Source organism: Streptomyces sp. NPDC093094 (genome assembly GCF_044754345.1).
Classification (GTDB): domain Bacteria; phylum Actinomycetota; class Actinomycetes; order Streptomycetales; family Streptomycetaceae; genus Streptomyces.
On record NZ_JBIVOX010000004.1, the window covers coordinates 100,374 to 123,276 of the forward strand.

The window sequence follows — 22,903 nt, forward strand, 5'->3', positions numbered from 1 at the left end:
GCGTTCGGAGGGATCCCGGCCCTGCCGTACGCGGCTCACCGGCGGGCACCCCGCGGAGCACGGCGGACGCCGCCGTGCTCCGCGGGGTTTGCGCGAGGCCGTGCCGGGCCTCAGGGCATCAGCTCGTACGCCCCCGACAGCGCCTCGACGCGCTGCCAGACGCGCTCCGAACGCGCTCCGTCGACGACCGGGCGCCGGACCGCGCCGAGCGCCCAGAGCTGCTGCTCCTCGGTCGAGGAGTCCTTGCCGTGCAGCTCGACGGCGTGCGCGGAGAAGTCGCGCACGAGGACGGCGAACAGCTCGTCGAGCACGTCCTCGTCCAGGCCCGACAGCGCCGCCTGTTCGAGGACCAGCTGTCCGTGGACGACGAGCGCGAAGAGCTGGCCGACGGCGAGGAGCAGGTCGAGGTCCCGGCTCTGCTCCTCGTCGGGAGCGGCCGTGCGGACGAACTCGCAGAGCGCGTCCGCCTGTTCGCGGAACCGGGCGACGTTGGGCAGGTGGGCGCAGGCGTCGAAGGCCGGCCGCCAGTCGTGGAAGCGCACCGAGCCCAGGCCGCGGGCCGGGCCCTGCCGGAAGAGGAAGTCGTCGTCGGCCGCGTCGAGGCGGGTCGGGACGGGCTCGTACGCGACCGGGTCGAGCAGGTGGTTGCGCATGAACTTGAGGATCAGCGCCAGGTTGACGTGGACGGTGCCCTCCAGCTTCGGCAGGCCGCGGATCTCGACGGCGGCCTGGGCGAAGTAGTTGTCCTTCTCGAAGCCCTTGGCGGCGATGACGTCCCACATCAGGTCGATGACCTTCTCGCCCTCGGTGGTCACCTTCATCTTCGTCATGGGGTTGAAGAGGAGGTAGCGGCGGTCGTCGGGGCCCGCGGTGCGGAAGTAGTCGACGGCGCGGTCGCTGAACAGCTTCATGCCGACGAGCCGGACGTACGCGTCGGTCAGCTCGCGCCGCACGTGCGGGAAGGCGGTGACGGGGCGGCCGTAGAGGATGCGGTTCTGCGCGTGGGTGACGGCCTCGTACATCGCGTGCTCGCAGATGCCGATCGAGGCGGTGCACAGGTTGAACTTGCCCACGTTGACGGTGTTGAGGGCGGCGTCGAAGGCGGCACGGCCGGTGTGCAGGACGTCTTCCGGGCCCACCGGGTAGTCCTCGAGGCGGAACTCGCTGACGTACTTCGACGAGTCGACGACGTTCTTGACCAGGTGGTACGCCGGGTGGCGGCTGTCGGCGGCGAAGAAGACGTAGCCGTCGGGGCCCTCGACGTCGGTGCGGCGGCCGAAGACGGAGACGAGGCCGGCCTTGTTGCCGTTGCCGATGTAGTACTTGGAGCCGGTGGCCCGGAAACCGCCCTCGCCGTCGGGCTCCAGGAGCATGTCGGTGGAGTAGATGTCCGCGCCGTGGGCCTTCTCGGACAGGCCGAAGGCGAACACCTCACCCTCGGCGAGGAGTTGCGCGGCGCGGGCGCGGGCGTCGGCGTTGTCGCTCTGCCAGACCGGGCCGAGACCGAGGATGGTCACCTGCCAGGCGTACCAGTAGTCGAGGCCGTAGAAGCCGAGGATCTCGTTGAGCGCGGCGATGCGGGCGGTGTCCCAGCGCTTGTCGCCCTCGCCCTCCCCGGCGGCGGAGGCGGGGGTGAGGAACGTCGCGAAGAGCCCCTCCTTGGCGGCGAAGGCGAGGAAGTCGCCGAGCCAGGCGCGGGTGCGGTAGTCCTCGATCAACCGGCGCCTGCCCCGCTCCTCGAACCAGTCGACGGTCGCGCGCAGCAGCCTGCGGGTCTCCGGGTCGAAGTGCGCGGGGTCGTACGTCCGCGGGTTGAGGAGCAGCGCGTCGGTCATGGGGGCCGCCTTTCGGCTGGGAAGGGTGAGGGTGGGTCCGGGCGCGGGTCCCGGGTGGCCCGCTCGGCCGGGCGGCGGCCGGAGACCGGCGGCCGGTGCCTGGTGGCCGGTGATCAGTGACCGGTGATCAGTGACCGGCGCCGAAGCGGGTGAGCGTGGCGAGGACGTCGTCGAGCCAGGCGATCATCATGCGCTCGTAGGCGATGCCGCCGCGCAGCACGACGTGCTGGAGTTCCCGTTCGGCGTCGGGCGGACCGTGCGCCCCGGGTTCCCCGAAGTCACGGGCCTCGCCCGCGAGGTAGTGGGCGAGACGGTCCGTGTGCGCCTGCCGGTGCCGCTCGACCTCGCCGATCAGGGCGGCCGGATCGCCGAAGGCGGCGCCGCGGACCTTCACCGCCAGGTCGTGCCGCACGCTCTCGGGTTCGGTCGGTTCGTGGAGCCACGCGGAGAGCGCGTCCCGTCCGGGCCCGGCGACGGAGTACTCCTTCTTGTCCGGACGCCCGTACTGCGGCACGTCCCGGACGTCGACCCAGCCGTCGGCCTCCATGCGCTTGAGCACACGGTAGATCTGCTGGTGGGTCGCGTTCCAGAAGTACCCGATGGACCGCTCGAACCGCCGGGCCAGCTCATAGCCGGAGCCCGGCTTCTCCAGCAGGGAGACGAGGATCGCGTGGTCGAGCGCCATGCCCCGATCTTCCTATGCACCTCGTTGCATAGCAACGCCGGCGCGGTGAGACACGGCTCACCCGGCGCGGACCGCGCGGACCGCCGGCGGGGCCGCGCACGGTTCGAGGGCTCGCGTCAGTCGGTGACCCACACCAGGAGCAGGACGAGCAGGACGAGAACCGCCGTCAGCGCGAGGGCGACGAAGGCCGCCTTGCGGCTGTCGTCCGGTGGCGTACGGTGCGCGGCGCGCGTGGACCGCCTCCTGGGTGCCGATGCCGCGCCGGTCGGGGCGGGCGCTCTGTCCGTCCGCGGTGCCTCTGGCTGCCAGGGGCCGGTCCGGCCCAGCTCCTGCCAGACCGTCGGCAGGAGGTCCGGTGGGGGATCGAAGGAGTCGAACGCGAGCTGTCGCCAGAATTCCCGTACCGCGTCGTCGGACTCCGGCCCGCACGCGGCAGCCAGCCTCTCCAGGCCCTCCCTGAGGCGCGCGTCCCGGGCGTACGGCCGTACGGCCCAGCGGAACATCCGGACCGCGCCGGCCGTTCCGCCGTGCTTGACGTCGCCGTCGGCGACCAGGGCGGCACGCCAGGGGTGACGCAGATACAGGAACTGGTCGAGCAGGTTCGCGGCCAGCTCGACGGCTTCGTCGAGAGTGCGCCACGGGGTGCGTTCCTCCAGCGCCGTGAGGAGCCGGACGGCGGACCGGGGATCCAGCTCGCGGTCGCCGAGGGCGTCGCACAGTTCCTCGTCGGGCAGCCTGCGCAGTTCGTCGGCGATCTGCGACGGCGGGACCGGCGTCCCCTGGCCGGCCGGATCGCCCAGTCGGCTCAGGATCCATTCGGCATGCTGCTGGGCACGCGGCCGCTGCTGCCACCACAGGGGCGAGACCCATTTGCCCAGCCTGCGCAACTTCCTTACTCTCACGGGCAGTTGCGGATCGGCGTAGCCCGTTCGGTGCGACGCGGGCCGCTCGCCCCGGCCGGTGCCTCCCTCCGGCCCCGGGTGCGGCCGTGGTGGCGCGGACGTGCGCCCGTCGACGGGGCTCCGGCGCGGGCCGGCAGGGTCGGAGAGCCCGATCGACGGAGGTGCGGTGCTGTCGGTGAACCGGGCTCCGGAAGGTGCGGTCGGGCCGCTCTGCGGCGCGAAAGAGGCGCCGTCGTACCGGCCCGCCTCCTCGGTGTACCGGTCCGCCTCCCCGCTGTACAGGTCCGCCTCCCCGGTGTGCCGGTCCGCCTCCCCGGTGTGCCGGCTCGCCTCCCCGGTGTGCCGGTTCCCTTGCCCGTCGTGCGGATCCCATTCCCTGGTGTGCCCGTCTCTCTCCTGTCCCTGGGCAGACCGTCCGCCCATCGGGTCCGGCCCGGAGCGTACGGGCTGCCGGGCGTACGCATGACGTGCCTGAGCCCCCTCGCCCGTGCCTCCCTCCCACCAGGGAGCCTGTTCCTGCGCCGTCGGGACACCGCCGGTGGCGGCCTGCGGTTCGGCCGTCCGCTCGGGAGCGGGGGAGACCGGGACGGACGAGGCGGGGACGGACGAGGCGGGGACGGACGGTTCGTCGGCGGAGGTTCCGGCCGGTCCTGCGGGCGGCCGGCCCGCCCGGTCCGCCGGCCCGCCCGGTTCCGGCAGCCGGACGTCACCGGGACGAGCCGCGGCGGACGCGGCCCGGGCGGTGTACCCCGGCGGCAGCCCGACCGGGGCCTGCGGCCCCTGCCACGGCGCCGGCGCCGGATCACGGGACTCGGGACCGGGTGACTCCGGGGTCTGGGGTTCCGGGGTCTGGGGCTGCGGGGCCTGGAACTGCGGGGTCTGGGGCTGCGGGGCCCGGGGGTCCGGGGTCTGGAACTGCGGAGTCTGGGTCTCCGAGGCACGGGTCTCCGGAGCACGGGGTGTCCGAGCGGCGGACGACGGCGCCTCGGACACGGGCGCCGGAGTGTCCACCGGCCCGGCCGTGCCCGGCCCGGCCGTGCCCGCCTCGGCCGTCGGCAGGAGTTCCTGGTACGGAGCGGGCCTCTGCTCCGTACCCTCCTGCGGGTCCGCCCCGCCGGACATCGGGCTCACCGGCCGGCCGGAACCGGCGTGTCCGGCGGATTCCGCCGCCGGGACTCCGGGCCGGGCCGCGGAGCCGGGCAGCTCGCCGGACTCCGGGGCGGGAGCGGTCCCGTTGCGGGTGAGCCGGGGCGGGACACCGGGTACGGCAGCGACGTCGCCGTACCCGGCAACCCCCTTGGGGAGGGGGGCGACCGGCCCCGCCCCCCTCGTCACCCCGGTGCGGAGCCTGGGCGGGCCGGCCCGCAGGGCGCGGGCCAGCGCGTCCAACCGGCCCTGCTGTGTGCACTTACGCGGGTCGGAGCACGCCTCCAGCACCTTCATCAGCCGGTCGGGACGGGCAGGGTCGGCGAGGAACAGCCGGACCAGCTCGGCCGCGATCACGCGTGCGTCGTCCCGGACGGCGTCGGCGAACGTGATCCGCTGGGCCGCCGAGCCGCCCATCGCGGACCTCGGCCACTCCGGCACACACACCAGCCGCAGTCCCGCATGCTCCTGCGTGTCGAAGCTCGCGAACGTGAACAGGTCGTCGCCCAGCCACGGGCCGAGCATCGCGCACAGCCCCCAGATCAACAGCGGCGCGTAGTTGGCCTGCTCGTCGGCGGAGATGTCCTGGCGCAGGAACGTCAGGCGATGACCCGGCGTCCTCAGAAGCTGCGCCACCGCCACTTCCAGCGGCGTACCGACGATCGCGATCTTGTCGACGTACTGGGGCTGCGCCGCGTCGAAACGCTGCCGGAGGACGTCCACCGGCAGCGGGTCGATCCGTCCCGTGACGTCGTCGGAGAGGCCCGTCCACTCCCACTTGGTCGCGGCGAGGCTGATCGACTCACGTCCCGTCAGCACCTGGGGGCTGCCGACCAGGGCGCGCGAGACGGTGCTCTCCCGGCCCCGCGCGTCCAGTGCCGGCCGACGGTGGATCAGCACCGCCTCTCCCGTCTCGGGGACCAGGCGCCGCACCAGGCTGGAGCGTCTGCTGCCGGTGCCCTCCACGCGCAGCAGCGGGGCGAGCAGCGCCCTGAGGTCCTCGGCGCGCTGGTCGTCGCACGAGTACGCCGCGGCGGCGATCCCCGTCACGTACTGGGTCCGGTTGCCCTCCCAGCGGAACAGCAACTGGTCGAGCGGCTCCGCAGAGGTGTTCCCCACCGCCGATCAGCCTCCTGCCGCCGAGGACGACGCCGTGGTGTCCTTGGCGAGCATGCCGCACATGGCGAGCACCGACACGAGCGGTCCCAGCACCCGGCGGGAACGCACCCCGTGCGGGAACCTGCTGTCCCGGGCACTGCCCCCGGTCGCGGAGGCGAAGTGCAGGGTGCAGCGCAGGGCGCTGTCGAAGGGCCGCAGCCAGCCGGGGGCGGCGTGACGGCGCAGGAACGCATAGGCGTCCCGGCTCTCCTCCTGCAGCAGACGCGGGTCGAACACGACGTTCGAGGCGTCGTCCGCCAGCCAGCGGTCCACCGGGGGCTCGAAACGCAGCAGATCCGCCTTCCCCACCACCAGGGCGGAGGCGACATCGAGATAACCGCCGCTGCGGGGCAGCCGGTCCAGCACCGTCTCGAACGCGGGGTCGTTCCCGGTGACGTCGAGCTGGGCCTGCTTGCGGGGCTCGTCGAGCTGGGGCATGCGCAGCGCCAGCAACGGGTCCACGACGAAGACGAGGGCGTCCACCCCGAGCAGGAAACGCAGCAGGCTGTCCGTGCGCAGCAGATCCTCCCCGCCCAGGTCGAAGAAGGCCACCGGCCGCACCTGGCCGTCCGGGCCGGTCAGCAGCAGCGCCTCGACGAACTCGGCGAACGCCGTCTGGCCCGTGGCCTCCAGCTGTCGGCCCTGACGCAGCCGGGCCACGCGCTCCCGTACGAACTGGGAGTGGTCCGCGGGGTTCACCGACTGCATGCGCACCCCGTAGGGATCCAGGCCCCCGTCGATGATCTCGGCCACCATCTGGGTGAGCAGATGGCTCTTGCCGCTGCCCGACGCGCCGATCATCGCCACGGTCAGCGGCCGGCCGTTCGTCAGGTAGGGCACGGGAACGAAGTGCGGCTCGTCGGACGTCCCGTCACCGGCGCAGCTCTGGAAGGCGGCGCGCAGGATGTCGGCCCGCCGGAGCGGGTTGGTGAGCTCGGAGGGGTCGAGCCGCTCGTACTGGAGTGTCTCCGAGCGCCGGAACAGCCGTCCCTCGTCGTACCGTACGGTTTCGAGGCAGTAGGGACACAGGATCTGTCCCGGCTCCAGCGGTGTGGTCGACTGCGCCATCACTGTCCCCTCGTGTCACGGCCGCCGACGGGTCCGCCGAACCAGGCTCGTCTCCTGCCGCGTGCCTCCCCGGGCGGCGCGGCGGTGCGGGCGGTGCCCGCGGCGGGTGTCTCGACGCCGTGGCCGAAGCCGTAGGGGCCCAGTCCCGCGGCCCGGCGCTTGCGTTCCATCGCCCGGTCGTAGTCCTGCCGGTGAGGTTCCAGCGGGTCGGGCCTGGCCTCGACCAGGGCGGCCGGGTCCGGTCCGGGCATCAGCAGGGCGAGCACCTCGGCGGGTGCGGGACGGGCCTCGGCGACGGGCGCGAAGGCGTCCCCGAGCGGCCGTTCCAGCGAGCGGTAGGCGGCCAGGTCCCGGGGCGGTCCCTCCGGGTCCCCCTGCTGCCCGGCCGCCAGCTGGTAGACGATCTGGGCCACGCTCCACAGGGCGTCCCGCGCGTCGGCGCGGCCCACTCCGTGCCGCTGCTCGGGCGCGGCGTACGGCGGCATGCCGACAGGAACCCGCCGGGATCCGATCCGGGCCACCGCACCGAGGTCCCACACCTGCGCCCGCTTGCCGTCCCAGCGCACCGCCGCGGGCACGAGGCCCCGGTGGACCAGCCCCAGGCCCTCCATCAGACGGACGGCCAGGACGAGATCGCGTTCGATCGTGCGCTGCTCGGTGGTGGAGATCCCGTACGCCAGCTGGGCGGCCGAGTCCCCCCTCGGCACCTGGTAGACCACGAACGGCTCCTCGGCGTCCATGTCGTAGCCGACCAGGGAGGGGAACAGGCTCTGGTAGGGGGTGCCGTGGAAGGCCCGGTGCAGGCACAGTGCCGCGCGGATCTCGGCCTCCAGCTTCCGCTGCCCCTCGGCGTCGGTGCCGCCGGCGGCACAGCTCAGCCGGACCGCCTGCACGCTGCCGCCGAGCAGGACGTCGTGCGCCGCGAGCGGGGGAGGGGTCGTTCTGCGCCGCTCCCCGCCCATGCGCGAGGGCACGGTCTGGCGGGTGCCCTGCGGGCTGATGAAGGTCAGCCGGACCGGTACGCCGTCGAGGTCGTCCGGCCCCGTCTGCGCCGTGCTGTGATTGGTCACCATGGTGTGCCGTCGTCCTCCAGGCGCCGCGGCCCGCCGCCGGCGCTTTCCGTGTGAAACGCGTGGCCGCCCGGACGGTCGTCCGTCGCGTCGGCGTATTGGCGGATGTTCTTGATGACGCCGTGCCGCAGGGGCACCAGCCGCAGGGTGCCGCTGTAGCGTCCGGGGAAGGTGGCGGGCGTCGTGGCGCCCCGCTCCTCCTGCGCCGTGTCCGCGCCGGTGTCCGTCCGAGCGGCCGCGGTGTGCGGTGCGAAGCTGATCTGCCGGACGAGGGACGGGTCCTTGCTCAGCAGCGCGGACTGTTCGACGGTGACGAGTTCCACCGGCTGCCGGCCCGGCGCGTCGGCGGGGTCGTCGACGGGGCGGCGGGGAGCGATGCCGAGGAGAGCCTCGGTGTCACCGGTCCTCTCGTGCCGCCGGGCGAACGGCGGGGGCGCGATCACACCGTGCCGGTCGAGGTGCCGGCGTGCGGTCGTGAACACCTGGCGCAGTCCGCTGTCCACCGTGTCGGACGGGACGGCCGACCCGTGTCCGCGCTGCACGCTCGCCCAGTGCGGCTCCAGCGCGGTGAGGACGGCCGCGCCGAGATCGTCCCGCAGGGTGTCCACCAGGGCGGGGCCGCCGTCGCCGGCCTCCCTGCCCAGCCAGCGCGGGCCGGCGGGAGGGTCCGGGTCCTCCCCGGCGGCCGGACCGACGTGCACCGGGCCCGGCGGATCCGCCGGGGGCGCGTCCTGCCAGCCGTCGTCCGGCGAGCGCCACGCCCGCGGGGCACCGGCCTGTCCGGCGAACTCCTCGGCGGTCTTTGCCGCGGCCCGCAGGGCTCCGGCGGTGGTGCGTGCCAGGTCGGCCACGTACCTGCGGTGCCCGGCCGCCCACCAGCGCCGCCGTGCGCCGTCGGTCAGCAGCCGGTCCAGCTCCCCGAGCAGGGCGGCGGCGTCCGGGGCGCCGGTCCGCCGCCACCAGTCGTCGACCGCCTCGCGCCAGCAGCGCACCACGAGGAACCAGGCCAGTGCCAGACCACCGCCGATGCCCACGACCGGTGCCCAGACCGGCAGCGGCAGGACACCGGACAGCAGCGCCCCGGCGACGGCGCCCGGGACCAGCGCGCCCATCACGGTCAGGGCGGCGGGCAGCGGGGTGCGGCCGACGCCGCCGGGACGCAGCAGCCCGGCGCGGACGCATCCGCCGGCGGCGGCCAGCAGCACCGCCAGCGCGCCGAGCGTGGCGGGCCAGGGGGCGAGAGCGGAGAGCAGACCGGCGCAGAAGGCCAGAGGCACGGTGCGGGTCGCGGACGCCCGGACGGTGAAGGGGCGCCGGGACGAGATCCGGTCGAGCCGCTCCGGCGGAATCCGCTGCTCGGCCTCGGCCACCAGCTCGGCACCGGACGCGGGAGCGACCTCCTCCGACAGCGCCACCAGACGCGCCGACACGTCCCGCAGCGCGAGGCCCCGCTCCAGCAGGTTCTCGGCGCAGGAGCGCAGCGAGCCGCGCAGCTCGTCACGGCTGCCGTCGTACTCGGGCAGCACGACCTCGGGTTCGGCCGGGCTGCCGGGCGGGGTCCCGGTGGCCGTGTCGTGGGGCGTGTCGTGCTGGAGCGCCTCGACGACCAGGGCACGGTGACGCCGCAGCGCCGCTCCGGCGTCCTCCACGGCCGCCGCCGCCCTGCGCCCCGCTCCCGCCTCCAGCAGCCCGCCGGGCCCGCGCAGCCGGCGATGGCTGTCCCGCAGGGCGTCGACCGCCTCGGCGCACCGCCGGCGGGAGCCGTCGAGTCTGCCGCCGGGCACACACCGGGGACGGCCTGCGGCGTCGCCGTGCCCGGCCAGCAGTGTCTCCACAGGGCCCGGCAGCTCCGGGCGCGCAGGCCCGGCGGTACGCTCCGCCGCGCCGGCGAGACGCTCCAGCGCCTCGGTCCAGGCCCGGCCGCGCGCCGCCGGCGACAGGTCGTGCTCCAGGAACCGGACCGCGGGCACGGCGGCCGACTCCGAGAGTCCGGCCAGCGCCGCGAGGACCTTGTCGAACAGTCCGCACAGCACGTCGACGAGCACGGCGAGGGCGTCCGGATCGTCGGCGGCGACCTCGGGATCGCCCGCGAGCCGGGCGGCGCGCAGATCCCCCACCCACAGCAGCCCGCAGTCCTGGTTCTGCAGTGCGGCGGGCCGGGCGAGCCGCGGCCCGTGCCCCTGGGACGGGAGGGGCCCGGGCCCGTCCCCGGGGAGTGCCAGCGGGTCCCAGACGTCGGCCGGCGGCGGGCCGGCGTGCCGCCGCGCGTCGGGCAGCGCGCCCACCGCCAGAGCGAGGACCGACGCCTTCCTGCCGTAGCCGATGACCCGCTCGTACACGCTCTGGCGTGTCTCCAGACCGTCCGGGGTGTCGATGAGCAGGAAGCGGTAGTGCCCGTCGGCGGGTTCCGGCCGTCCGGCGGCCCGCAGCTGTCCGTTCACAGCCGCGCGCAGCCCCTCGTGGCTGAACAGGTCCGCCGCGCCCGGCCGCAGGTCGAGGACGATCATCGGGTCGGCGGGGAAGCCGTCCTCGGCGATGGTGTGCACGGAGCTCACTCCACGTCCTTCCAGGGGTCGCCCGGTTCGCCGGAGGAGTGCCGGGGACCGGACGCGGGACCGTCTCCGGAACGGCCCGACCCCGGGGCGTGCCACGGGGCGTCCGGCTCGTCCCCGGGCCAGCCGTCGGGGCCGACGCCGTCGTCCGTGCCGTAGGGCTGCGCGAAGGGCGGCAGCGGCAGGTCGGCGACGTCGGGGTCCCCCGTTCCGCCGCCGGTCCGCGGGTGGCCGCCGGTGCCGTCGTCACGGCGGTCCCAGGGGAACGCGGCGGCGTTCTGGGCGTCGAGCTGATCGGACCGCTCGGTGCCGGACCAGGAGGAGCCGGGCCCGTCCGGGTCGTGGGCCGGATCCGGCTGCGGTCTGGGGACGCCGTTGCGTGCGCCGTGGGAGGACATGGCGTGTCCGGCCGTGCGCTGCGCGGGCGGCACCGTGCCCGGTTCGCGGAGCGGCTGTCCGTCACCGGCCCCCGGGCCCGTCCGGGGTGCTCCGCGTCCCTGCGCCCGGTTCTCCTCGTCCAGGTCGAGCAGCACCTTGCGCAGCGAGCGCAGGGTGGGCGCCAGCGCGTTCTTGTCGGTGAACGGGGTGTCCAGGGCGGCCGGAAGCAGTTCGGTCCAGAACTCCAGCAGCGATGCGGCCCATTCCGTCGAAGGACGCACGGAGCGCGCCATCCGCTCCCGGATGACCTCCACCTGACGCGGCGCCAGGCTCTCCACCAGGTGCACGAACAGCCGGTGGGGCGGCGCCCCGGACGTGGTCAGCCCGGCGTAGCTGCCCTCCATCAGGGCCTTGCAGTACGTCTCCACGATCTCGCCCTCGTCGAGCAGGGCCACCTGCTCGTAGGCGTGCAGCAGCCGCGCCCAGCCGGAGATCCCGTGCCGGGACTCCTCGCCGAGCCGCAGTTCGATGCCGGGCAGATTGGCGCCCTCGCCCTCGTGCAGACGGACGAGGATCTTGCGGGGGTTGTCGTCGTCGCCCTCGACGACCTCCACCTGGCCCTTCCACAGGGCGCACAGCAGGCGGTGCAGGATCTCCCTGCGGTCCTCCGGCGTGCTGGCCAGCCACTCACCGCCGTACCCGAGGCGCTGGCGCCAGTCCAGGTAGTCGGCGGCGTCCTCGGCCTCCTTCGCCTTGGCCCACCGCAGCAGCACCTTGCGGACCTCGGGCACCTCGGTGAGGCTCATCTCGCGGCGGAAGAGGACCACCGTGATGGAGTCCGTCTCGACGCCGTTGAACTCGAGGGTGCCGCGGGGCAGCGACAGGTGCTTGCGCAGGTAGTCCTCGACGGTTTCCTTGGCCGAGGAGCGCGGATAGACGACGAGGACCTTCAGCGGGCCGCCGCCTTCGGGCACGAAGCCGTGCGGGATGAGGCCGGCGATCTTGAACCGGAACTGGTCGAGGGACGTCTTGCCGATCTCGTCCGCGGCGCTGCCGACGCCCGCCGCCGCCTCCAGGAGCATCCCCATCGACGGCAGCAGCGGACGCTCGTCGTGCCGGAGGCCGCTCTCGGCGAAGAGTTCCTTGATGCGCTGCTCGATCGCCGCCTTCACCGGGGCGATCGCCGCGTCGGCGTTGCGGCGTCCGATGAGCCGGGCCGCCTGCCACTGGTCGCTGCCGACCATGGAATGCACCAGACCGGCCTCGTCGTCGGTGTCCCTGAGGTTCTCCCGCTTGGTCAGACGCTCCCGCACGTCGTCGTAGAAGTCGGTGAGGCTGTTCTGGGGCGGCAGCAGGTAGGAGACACCGGTGCGGTCGTCGTACAGTTCGAGCAACTGCGCCTTGTACGAGCGGGGTTCCTCCTCCTTGTGCTTGTGGAAGGTCTCGACCAGCTGGGTGATCTCGGCGACGAGCGCCGACGCCTTGGGGCGCCAGCGCTGCTCCTCCCTGCGCCACGCCTCGTGCCAGATGACCTTGGCCCGCATGGCGTACCACTGGTCCTGGGCCTCCCGGACGCGCACCACCTCGGGATCGCCCCACTGCCTGCGCGACAGCGGCCCGGCCAGACCGTCCTTGACCCGCGGGACGGCAGGGGGCTGGACGACGCGGTCCCCGGCGGGTTCGCGGCTGCGGTTCTCCAGCATGCCCAGCACTCCGTGGCGGGTGACCGGGTCCGGGTCGCCGGGAACGCCTCTGACGATGCGTTCGACCTGGAAGGGGTCCATGGTGCGCAGGGCCCGCTCCAGGGCGGTCGGCGGGGAGAACTGCTCGGCGAGGACGGGGACACGACGGGCCACCCGGCGCCGCAGGTCCTCCAGGAGCGACTGCATGTCGGTGACGCGGGTGCGCAGCTCCTTCTCGATGGCGGGGCCGCCGCGGGGCACCGCGCGGGGCTCCGGCAGCGGCAGCGACTCACGGTTCCACAGCTCCTCCAGGCCCGCGTCGGCGAACATCCGGCGTACGGTGCCGGCGTACTCGTGACTGGGCCGGGCGGAGGAGTCGCCCAGGCGGCCGACGCCCTGGGCGAGCAGCCGCGCGGAGACCAGGTCGGCCAGGGGTTCGAGCGGAACCGTCATGGAGGCGACCAGGGCGGTGGACACACCCCGGTGCCCGATCCCCGACTTGGCGCGGATGCGGCGCTTGGCGTCGCTGTTGATGAAGCTGGAGGCGAACGTCTGGTGCTCGTCGTCGCGGTGCGGGGCGTCGCCGAGCTCCGCGCCGATGAGCGACATGATCAGGGACACCATGGAGCGGCGCAGATCGTCCGGCCGGATGCCAGCCGTCCTGCTGAAGAGGAAGGCGGTCGGCATCACGCCGGGGTCGAGACGGACGACCCGGTCGTGGGGGTAGCGGATCGTGGTCGTCGAGACGTGGTCGACGTCACCGATGACGTCGTCGGCCGTCGGCACGTTCTGCTCGTCCACCAGCCGGAAGAGGTCCACCACGGCCCGTGCGGCGTTGAGTTCGGCGTCCCGGCCGCCGCCCTTGGCCAGCGGGAAGGCCGAAGGCATCACGACGAGGGGGTAGATGCGGACGCCGGAGAAGTTCTTCTCCTTGAACGCCTGCCCGATGAAGTGCAGGTAGTCGAGGAAGATGCCGGTGCCGGTGCCGCCCGCCACCGAGAAGGCGACGAAGACGTCGCAGCCGGTGATGGGGCCGCCGCCGAGCCGTCTCAGCTCGCCTCCGGAGCGGCCGATGATGTCGATGGCCTGCTGCAACGGCCCCATGACGGGGGCCAGGTCGTCCCGCAGCAGGGTGCCGTAGAGCGCCGCGCGCCCGACCGTGGGCAGCGCGCCGGCGCCGTTGCGCAGCGGGGTGATCTTGGGTTCGGCGCCGCGGGGCGGCAGCCAGCTGTGCGTCTCACGGGGCAGGGCGGCCCGCAGCTCCCGGGTGACGCTGGGCGAACTCTCGTAGCCGGGCAGCAGGTCATGGGTGGCGCGTGCGGTGCGCCCGTAGGCCGCCTGCAGCGAGGGTTCCACGCTCAGGTGGGGCAGCCTGCCGAGTTCGGCCTCGCTGTAGTCGGCGTAGACGAACTGCAGGCATTCCGGCAGCTGATAGCGCTGGGTGATGCCGACGCGGCTGAGGGCCGTGCCGTCCGGCCCGCACAGCTGCGCCCGCAGCCGCCGTTCCAGCTCGGAGCCGACCAGCCCTCCGGTGCCGCCTAGGCCGACGAAGAGCATCGGCTGGTTGATCTTCATGCTGTGGCCTTCCGCCCGCCGGGCCGACTGCGGGCCCGGTCCGTGGTGGTCGAGAGGGGCCGCCGGGCACGCGCGGGGTGCGCCGTGCCGTGCGGCGGCCGGGGTGGTGATGTCAGAGTTCGGGGTGCTGTGCCTCGGCCGCGTACGGGGACCAGGACTCCTCGGGAGCGGGAGGCGTGGTGTCGTCGACGGCCTTCAGGACGAGGTCGTCACCGATGCGCAGCCCCTGGCCGGGAGCCAGGTTCTCCTCGACGGCCCCGTCGGGCATGCGGATGTCGGCACCGCCGTCGGGGTTGCGGCGCATGCCCCACGCGCCCATGTCCGCGCGCTGGACGCGGGGGCTGTCGCTGTCGGTGTCGACGACGTCGAAGCGGTACCAGCTCTCCCGGCCGGGCATGACCTGGTGACGGGCGAGCTCCCTGCCCCAGGTGTCCTCCAGCACCAGAGTGCCGCGAGGCCGCCGGGCCGCCCTGCGGCGCAGCCACAGAAGGACGAGGACCACGCCTGCCGCCGCCGCCAGGGCGAGGACGAGGGCGCCGAGCCAGCCCCACCGGTCGATCACCCCCGGCTTGCTGCTCACCGTCACGGTGTCCAGGAGCTTCGCGTCGAGCACGGTCCCCTTCTCGTCCGTGACGACGACCTTCCCGCCGAGCGCGCTGCCCTTCTCGGTGACCGGGAAGCTCAGTTCCCCGGACGCGCCGACCGACAGACGGACGGTGACGCGGTGGCCGCTGGTGCCGGCGGGCACGGTGACGCGCTGGGGTTCCAGGCGCAGTCCGGCCCCCTTGGTGTCGGCGAAGGCGAGGAACACCGTGCGGGCGCGGGAGTCCGTGTTGTCGACGGTGAGGCCGGCCTCGTGGCTGTCGCCGGGGTGGAGCCGCGCCGTGCCGAGGCCGAGGACCGCCTCCAGGCGCTGGTTGGGTGTGAACACGGCGGCCGGCTGCGACCGCACATCGGGGGTCAGGCCCACCGCCGTGACCCGCGACTGGAAGGTGAGGGAGCCGGTCGCGGTCCTCGGCACGGTCACGGTGCCGGAGAAGCGCCCGTCGTCGGCGTTCTCGTCGGGGCCGGCCCCGTCGTCGGCGAGGCTGATCCGCACCTCCTGGTCGATCCCCTGCCCGGTGAGGCTCCCGGTGACCTTGATGCCCTTCAGGTCCCGCTTGTCCAGCCGGGTCTCCTGGCGGGTGAGGATCGGCACGTACATCTCGACCTGGCTTCCCGCGGCCGGGGAGTAGGCGCTCAGGGAGATCGTCGAGCGCACCGATCCGTGCCAGAGCACGCTGATCGTGGCCAGGCGGTCGCGGTGGCCCTCGGGCGCGTCGAGCCTGACCTTCCAGCGGCCGGCCAGGGGGCGGGTGATGCGCAGCGACTCGGTGGCCCTGCCCTGGCCGGAGAAGGCGTAGGTGGAGTCCTGGTCGCTGCTGGAGGGCTTGATCTCACGGCCGTCGGGGGCGTAGTACGACGCGGTGACGGCCGGGTCCCCCTTGGAGACCACGATGGTTCCCTCGGTGGCGAGCGGTGAGATACGGACCGTCAGTTCGCCGGGCGGCCGCTGCCGGTCGCCCTCCTCGTGGTAGAGACAGCGGGCGGCGGCGAAGGTGCTCTGCAGCTCGCCGTCGAGTCGCTCCGCCTGCACCACGCGGGCCTGCGGGCGGGCTCCCGGGATGTTGCGGCAGCCGGCCTGGTACCCGGCCGCGGCCATGTCCCGCAGGACGTCCTCGCGGGCGTCCCCGAAGCCGAGGGGCCAGATCTGCACCTGGGCGTCGGCGGCCCCGGCGAGGGCGTCGGCGAGGTCGGAGCGCGCGGCCTCCTGCGCGCTCTGCTCGTCGAGGTCCTTGTACTTCAGGCTGTCGTCGACGTCGAGGATGCCGTCGGTGAGCAGGAACAGCACGCGCGGGGTGCCGGCGGGCCGGTCGCGGAGGTCGGTGACCGCCTGGCGCACCACCTCGATGAAGTCCGTGCCCGCGCCTTCGTCCGCGCTCCGCCGCCGCAGCTGTGCCGCGCAGTCGGCGATCTTCTCCCTGCCGACCGTGTCGAGCGTCCGGGCGGGGCAGACCTTGTCGACGGCGGTCTGGCCGACCTTCTCGGCGCTGGCGAAGCCCAGCACCTCCATGGTCGAGTCGTTGGAGGGTTCGCCCAGGGCGATGGCGTTGACGGCCTCCCGCTCCCGGTCGATCTCCCCGGCGCCGAGACTGGCGGACTGGTCGACGGCGACGACGTAGTCCACCGGTTTGTCCGCCGCGGTGCCGCCCGGCGAGGCGGCCGCCGCGGTCCGTTCCCCCAAGGGCCCGGACAGTGCGGCGGTGGTGAGGACCGCTCCGACGAGCAGCGCCGCGAGGCGCCGTACGGCGGGGCGAGCGGCCGGTGCCACGGCCCGTGGCTCCCGGAACGCCCGGCTCATGGTTGCTGTCACTCTTGGTCTGCTCCCCACGGCCTCGTATGAGGCCTCCCTCGTGAGCCGGGTCTTCCGGGCGGTCCTGCCGGAACAGCCGCGTGTGCCTTGGTGGTCCGCGTCCATGGGCCGCTGTCCACAAGATGACGCCCTCTCCCCAGGGGCGGCTCGTGTGGAGATCAGCCTAATTTCAACGACCGATCGGCACGTCGTATTTCTGCAGGACTGTTAGGAAATTGCTCGATGTCGGCCCGAATGCATCGCTGATGAATTGCAATTGATGCACCGCGATCATTTCTGATCGAATTTCATCGAAACGCGAGGGGCTGCGGAGTCGATTTCCGGCGCCGCAGACCCGTCGGCCGCCCGTCGACGTCATCTGTCGGACAAGAGGGCGTCCGTTCCGCCGACCGCACAGCGTCAGCTCTCGGACAGGATGCGGCGCAAACGGTCAGCGAGTGCTCTGTCTCCTTCCTCGGCGGCCACGGCGTACAGCGCGTCGTCGTCGAGCGGGCCGGGATCCAGCTGGGCGCCGAGCAGGGCCAGCCGGGCACGCACCGCCTCGGGCGCACGCGGTACGCCCAGGTGGATCCCGAGGCGGCGCAGCACCTCCCGGCGACGTGCCCGTACGTCCTCGCACCACATCTGGAAGAAGCCCCCGCTCGGCAGGACCACCAGCGAACCCAGCGGGCGCCGTGCCCGGCTGTCCGCGCCCCGGAAGGCGTCCTCCGCGAGCCCGACCCGGTACGGACCGCCGTCGCCGCGGCGCGGCTGATGGTGCGCCAGCCCCCGGGTGCTCAGCCAGCGGCCGGCCTCCTCCTCGAACGCCGACAGGGCGCCCCGGTGCGCCTCCGTCAGGGCGCTCGTACAGGAAGGGGACGTCTCCAGCGCGTGTCCGAGCCCGAGGTCGGGCTCACCCCGCAGCGGACGGGGGAAGACCAGGTGCCTGGCCCCGTCGTACGGCCGCGCGGTGCGCACGACGCAGGCGGGCAGGTACTCCACGTCCCGCCCGACGACCTCCCGCAGCTCGACGGCCGCGGGCAGGTTGTACCGCTCCCGGTCGGCGAGGCCGTCGAGTTCCGCCACCGCCTCGTCGCGGAACGGCTCGGGACACAGCAGCGGCATCGACGTCCGGCCCTCCTGCGCCGCCGCGGCGAGACCCGCCCCGGCCCGGTCGTAGTAGGCACGGGTCAGCGGGCCGGACGAGCAGCCGTCGAAGCGCAGGACCCGGCGGTCGTCCAGGCCGACCGTGTACATCGTCCCGTCCCGCAGCGAGCGCTCGCCGAGCGCGGTGAGAGCCAGGCTGCCGTCCTCGCCCTCGACATGGCGGACCGCGCGCAGGAAGGCGAGCGCCTGCCGGACGAGTGCGGGGTCCAGGGCGAGGAACGACGCCAGCTCCGCGGAGCCGGTCAGCCCGGCCTCGGCGATGCCGCGGATCAGATAGCGGTCGATCAGCTGGTAGGGCTGCGCCTCGGTGACCGTCGCCCGCACCTGCACGCACCAGACGGGAAACATCACGGTGTGCACCGACAGGGGCGCGGCCCCGAGGACGAAGGCGGCGTGCTCCAGCGCCCCCGCGGGACGGAAGCCCAGCGCCGTGCGCGCGTTCACCGCCCGGCCCCCCGGTCGCGCCGCTGCCGGAGGAGCGTGCGCAGCTCGCGGTACGGGAGGATCTGGCCCTGCTCGGCGACATGCCGGTGCAGGTCGCGGGCGAGCGCGCGGAACGCGGTGTCGCGGGCGCGCGTGAGGGTGGCCAGGTCGCCGACCAGCACGAGCTGCCGTCTGGCCCGGGTGAAGGCCACGTTGGCCCGGCGGAGTTCGTCGAGGAAGCCCACCGCGCCCTCGGGATTGCTGCGGGTGAACCCGTACAGGACGACGTCCCGCTCGCCGCCCTGGAAGGAGTCCACCGTGGCCACGTCACCGCGGCCGGCGGCCGGGAGGGCGAGCAGGGACCGGACCAGCGCCGCCTGGGCGCGGTAGGGCACGATGACCGCCCACTCCTCGTCGTGCTCGGCGCAGTGCTCCGCGAGGCCCGCGAGCAGTTCGGCCTCGGCGGTGTTGACGAAGCCCCGCGTGCCGTCCACCGCGGACCGGGGCGGCCTGCTCTCGGCCCGGTCGCCCACCGGCAGGTCCGAGGTGTCGACCAGCACGAGGGGGCTGCGGAACAGCCGCGAGGGCACCGCCCGGCGCCCGGCGGGGGTGACCAGCCGGCCGCCGTAGAAGGCCCGGGAACAGAAGTCGGCCACTTCCCTGGGCATGCGCCGCTGCTCCCACAGCCGGGCGACGGCATGCTCGGGCAGGCGTTCCTGCGCCAGTTCCAGGACACTCCTGCCGATCAGTTCGGCGGCCTCCTGCCCGGCGTGGTCCCGGGCCCAGCGCAGCACCTCCTCGTCGCGGAACGGGGGAAGCTGCCGGTGGTCGCCCACCAGCACCGCGCGCCGCGCCCGCACCAGCGGGACCAGCGCGTCCGCGGTGGTGATCTGCCCGGCCTCGTCGACGACGGCGAGGTCGAACTCCACACCGGTGAGCAGGGCCGGACCGGCGGAGCCCGTGCTGGTGGCGCCGACGACATGGGCGTAGCGGATCAGTTCGGCCTGCAGCTGGTCGGTGGCCGCCGAGACGTCGTCATGCCACTGGGACAGCAGCTCCCGCCGGGCGGCCAGCAGGGGCGCCGCCTGCCGTGCCCAGTCGGCGAACGCCGCCAGCGGCCGGTCGTCGGGCGGCTCCGGCCCTTCGCGGGAGGGCTCCGTGAGAGGCGGTCCCTCCGCGACCGGGGCCAGCAGCCTGCGGCAGTGCAGGGCCGCCTCGAAGGCGGCCTCGCGTGTCTCGCGGCACTCCCGTGCGGCCTCCCGCAGCAGCGCGTGCTCCCGGCGTACCGCGGGATGGTCGCGCGTCGCCGCGTCCAGTGCCGTCTCCGCCTCGCGCCGGACCTGCTCGGCGCGTGCGGTCACGCCGTCCTGGGCCGAGAGCGCCGCTTCCGCGCGGGCCAGCAGCGACGCGCAGCACCACAGCAGCAGACGCCGGGGCAGGCCCGTCACGGGGTGGTGTCCCGCGGCCCGCCACCGGTCCCGGCGGTGCCGCAGTCCGGTGCGACGCCGGGCGAGACGTGCCTGCCGGCGCCGGGCCCGCCCCAGACGCGCCGCGAGGCGGTCCACCCGGTCCTGGGCCGGACCGGCCACGGACCGTACGGCCTGCCGCAGAGCGGCCCGGGCCGTCTCCTGCCTCCCCACCGCGGCCGCCAGCCGGTCCAGCGCGTCCTCCAGGGCCTTCACCCAGTCCGCGGCCCGGCCGCCGCCGTCGTGGCTCCGCAGACGGACCCCGACCCGGTCGAGGACGCCCTGGCGCAGCGCCGTGGCCCGGGTCTGGAGAAGGAGGGGACGGGCCGCGTCGGAGACCCTGTCCTCGTGTCCCACGCGCACGACCACCAGATCCTCGGGCAGCCTGCTCAGCACGTTGTCCACGGCCGCGTTGCTGTGTGCCGTGACGAGGACACGGGCCGAGCGGCCGCCCTCGCGGACCACGGCCCGGACCACCTCGGTGACCACCCTGGTCTTGCCGGTGCCGGGCGGGCCGACGACGACCGACAGGTCCCGGGTGGCGAGGGCGGTGGCGAACGCGGCACGCTGCCAGTCGTCGAGCCGCTCCACGGGCGTGCCGTGGACGCGGCCCGCCCGTGGCGGCCGGGTTCCTGCCAGCACCGGCAGCAGCAGCGGATTGCGGGCGGTGCCGTCCCGGAGCGCGGCGAGGGCGTCGGTGCGACGGGTGTGGGCGGTGCGGTTCGCGACCCGTTCCAGCTCCCCCTGCCGGGGCAGGTGCCGCCAGTCGACGGCACGGTCGAAGGCCACGGTGACGCGCGCCGCCGCGTCGTCCACGGACACGACCTGACCGCGCAGCTCCGGCAGACCGCGGACCTGCACCACCTCCTCCAATCCCGGCGTACGGCGGCCGTGCAGGTCGAAGGTGTGCACCGAGCGGCTGGTGAGGCGCCGGCCGGCCGCCGGGACCACCGCGCGGTACGGCAGCGGCGGCACGGCGCGGGCCTGTTCGCGCTGGATCGCGAACTCCTTGTCGACGGCGCGGTCGAGCTCGTCCAGCAGGCGCCGTTCGCGCGCGCCCGGCTCCGAGGCACCCCTGCCGTGCGCCACTTCCTTGCGCAGCAGTTCCCACTGCGCGGTGAGGACCTCCCAGTGGGTGTCGGCCCCCTCCGGGAGCGCGCCCGCGGTGCAGCGAGAGCTCCAGCCGGTGGGACCGAGCAGCAGACAGCCCTGGGCCAGGCGGTGGTGGTCCTTGAAGCGCAGCGGCCGCACGGTACGCATCCGATAGCACCGGCCGGTACCGGCGCGGGCGCCTGCGCCTGTGCCGGTGGAGCTGCCGGGACCGGTGCCGGTTCCTGCGTCCGGGACGAGCACGGCCAGGAAGCCCCGGCCGTACAGCAGGAGTTCTCGTCCGCCGCCGCGGCCGTCGCGCGCGGCGAGCACGGCGGGGACCTCGGCCCGTTCGCGGAAGTCCTCCGTCAGATCCTCGACGCAGTCGGGCAGGCCGGGGTGGTCCCGGCGCAGACGGCCGAGGACACCGTCCAGGGAGCGGGCCGGGACGACGACCACGGGACCGGGCAGGGCCACGGGGCGCATCAGCATGCCGGGGCACCCCCGGCCGGTGCCCCGGGACCCGCCGTACGCGTGCCGGGAGCCGCGGCCCGGAGATCCGCCGCGCTCCGCCGCAGTCCGTCGGCCAGCGCCGCCGCGGTGGGACGTGCGGCGGGGTCCGGGTCGAGAGCCGCGCGCAGCACACGCTCCAGGCTCGGGGGTGCCGCCGGGGCGTACACGCGCACGGGCACGACCGCTCCGGTCTCCGGCTGTACTCCGCTGATCAGCCGGTAGACGAGCGAGGCCGCTTGACGGACGTCCGTCGGCGCGCCGACCAGGTGCGAGCGGAAGTCCCCGTGCCACTGCTCGGGGGCCCGGTGCGCCTCGGGCCCCTCACCGGGCTCCGGCCTGCGGAACGCCAGGCCGAGGTCCCGCAGCCGCAGCGCTCCGCCGTCGACGACCAGGACGGCGGCCGGGTCCAGGCAGCGGTGGGCGAACCCCGCGCGGTGCAGGACGTCCAGGGCGTCGGCCAGGCCGGCGAGGGCTGGCAGGGCGCGGTACAGCAGGCTTCCGGGCAGCGGCCCGGACTGCCCGTACGTCTCCGACAGGGTGGGTGCCGGACCGCCCGCCCGGTGGCCGGCGGCGGGCCAGGGCAGACACAGGAGGGCGCCGCGCGGCCCCAGGGTCCGATGGACTCCGGCGGCCGGCAGTCCGGGCCGCGGGGCGAGCTCGCCGAGCAGGTCGTTCTCACGGCGCAGGGCGGACAGGGCCGCGAGCGCGGCGCGGTCGCCGCCGTCGACGGCCTCGACCCGGCGCAGCCAGACGAAGCGCGGGCGTCCACGCGCCCCGGCGGGGCCCACGCGCAGGGCGCGGCCGCTGAACTCCCGGACCGTGCCGCCGGCCGGGACGTGCCGCGCCAGGTACTCCTCCTGGAGCAGATAGCCGGTGCCGGCGACATCCACGACCTCCCCGGCGGACCAGCCGCCCGCCCCCGGCGGCCGGGGCCGGGGTCCGCCGGGGTCCGGCCGCCGGGGGCGGGCAGGCACGTCGTCCGCCGCGGCACCGTCCCGTCCCCGGCCGGGGTCGTCGAGCCGGCGGATCATGCCGAGGGCGAAGGCCGCGGCCCGGCGGGCGGCGGTGCTCTGTCCGCCGTGCCGGTCCGCGTCGTGCTTGCGGCCGTCCGCCTTGTCGCTGATGCCCCGGACGGTCACGGCGGGGCAGGCGCCGGACATGTGCGCCGCCCGGGTCATCCCGGCGCTCTCCATCTCGATGGCGACCGCGTCCTCGTAGTGGTCGCGCAGCTGGTCGCGCAGCGAGGACACGGAACTGTTCAGCACCACCTCGCCGGCGGCCACCGGCTTGAGGTGGACCCGGGGCGCCGGATCGCCGGCTCCCTCGCCCGGCGTGCCGGCCCAGTCGCCCCGCCGCGTCTCCATGGCCAGCTGGGCCAGGTCGTGGGCCAGCTGCCAGGAGTCCGGCCGGGCCCGGAAGGCACCGGCCTCCTCCTTGCCGCCGTGCACGGCGTACACCTTGGTGGCGACCACCACGTCTCCGAGTTCGACGCTGTCCTTGAGGCCGCCCGCGACCCCTACGAACATCACCAGCCGCGGCGCGAACAGCTGAACGGCCTTGGCCGTCACGACGGCGGCACCGTCGTTGCCCGGGCCGATCTCCGCGAGGGCGACCTGCCAGGGGGTGCCGTCGACCCAGCCCATCCGGTACCGGGTGCCGATGTCGTCCCTCGGCCCCCGGCGGACCCCCGCCAACCGGCTTTCCACCGCGTCGAATTCCAGGTCCAGCGCGGTGAGGACCACAACGGTCGCACCGCATGGAACTTTTGTTCGTGCATTCCGCACAGGATGTACCCCCGGTGC

At 74.5% G+C, this 22,903-nt stretch carries 12 protein-coding genes; all 12 read right to left on the bottom strand.

Annotated features, from left to right (window positions below; genetic code table 11):
- Positions 1-110: 110 nt before the first annotated feature.
- The gene (locus ACIQGV_RS09140) at positions 111-1,835 is read right to left on the bottom strand and encodes an acyl-CoA dehydrogenase family protein (protein ID WP_402492598.1); all 1,725 of its coding nucleotides are present in this window, start codon (positions 1,833-1,835) and stop codon (positions 111-113) included.
- A 127-nt stretch (positions 1,836-1,962) separates the two neighbouring features.
- On the bottom strand, positions 1,963-2,520 hold the full coding sequence (locus ACIQGV_RS09145) for a PadR family transcriptional regulator (protein WP_402492600.1): 558 nt from the start codon (positions 2,518-2,520) through the stop codon (positions 1,963-1,965).
- A gap of 116 nt (positions 2,521-2,636) precedes the next feature.
- Positions 2,637-5,687 (bottom strand): hypothetical protein, encoded by a 3,051-nt coding sequence (locus ACIQGV_RS09150; RefSeq protein WP_402492602.1) that lies wholly within the window; start codon positions 5,685-5,687, stop codon positions 2,637-2,639.
- A gap of 6 nt (positions 5,688-5,693) precedes the next feature.
- Positions 5,694-6,794, bottom strand: coding sequence for a hypothetical protein (locus ACIQGV_RS09155; protein ID WP_402492604.1), 1,101 nt, complete (start codon positions 6,792-6,794; stop codon positions 5,694-5,696).
- Positions 6,794-7,867 (bottom strand): hypothetical protein, encoded by a 1,074-nt coding sequence (locus ACIQGV_RS09160; RefSeq protein WP_402492605.1) that lies wholly within the window; start codon positions 7,865-7,867, stop codon positions 6,794-6,796. The genes ACIQGV_RS09155 and ACIQGV_RS09160 overlap by 1 nt, the downstream gene beginning before the upstream one ends.
- A complete protein-coding gene (locus ACIQGV_RS09165; RefSeq protein ID WP_402492607.1) occupies positions 7,861-10,419 on the bottom strand; it encodes a hypothetical protein in 2,559 nt (852 codons plus the stop codon). The genes ACIQGV_RS09160 and ACIQGV_RS09165 overlap by 7 nt, the downstream gene beginning before the upstream one ends.
- Positions 10,416-14,051 carry a tubulin-like doman-containing protein gene (locus tag ACIQGV_RS09170; protein WP_402492609.1) on the bottom strand — a complete coding sequence of 1,212 codons (3,636 nt, stop codon included), beginning with the start codon at positions 14,049-14,051 and terminating at the stop codon, positions 10,416-10,418. The genes ACIQGV_RS09165 and ACIQGV_RS09170 overlap by 4 nt, the downstream gene beginning before the upstream one ends.
- 112 nt (positions 14,052-14,163) lie before the next feature.
- Entirely contained in the window at positions 14,164-16,422 is a 2,259-nt protein-coding gene (locus ACIQGV_RS09175) for a vWA domain-containing protein (protein WP_402492611.1), read from the bottom strand.
- Positions 16,423-16,633: 211 nt separating this feature from the next.
- Positions 16,634-16,822: a hypothetical protein gene (locus ACIQGV_RS09180; RefSeq protein WP_402492612.1), complete on the bottom strand. Its 189-nt coding sequence runs from the start codon at positions 16,820-16,822 to the stop codon at positions 16,634-16,636.
- Positions 16,823-16,863: 41 nt separating this feature from the next.
- Positions 16,864-18,054 (bottom strand): hypothetical protein, encoded by a 1,191-nt coding sequence (locus tag ACIQGV_RS09185; RefSeq protein ID WP_402492613.1) that lies wholly within the window; start codon positions 18,052-18,054, stop codon positions 16,864-16,866.
- Positions 18,051-21,080, bottom strand: a complete 3,030-nt coding sequence (locus ACIQGV_RS09190; protein ID WP_402492614.1) for a DEAD/DEAH box helicase — start codon at positions 21,078-21,080, stop codon at positions 18,051-18,053. The genes ACIQGV_RS09185 and ACIQGV_RS09190 overlap by 4 nt, the downstream gene beginning before the upstream one ends.
- Positions 21,074-22,843: a hypothetical protein gene (locus ACIQGV_RS09195; RefSeq protein WP_402492616.1), complete on the bottom strand. Its 1,770-nt coding sequence runs from the start codon at positions 22,841-22,843 to the stop codon at positions 21,074-21,076. Before ACIQGV_RS09195 ends, ACIQGV_RS09190 begins: the two co-directional genes overlap by 7 nt.
- Positions 22,844-22,903: the final 60 nt, after the last annotated feature.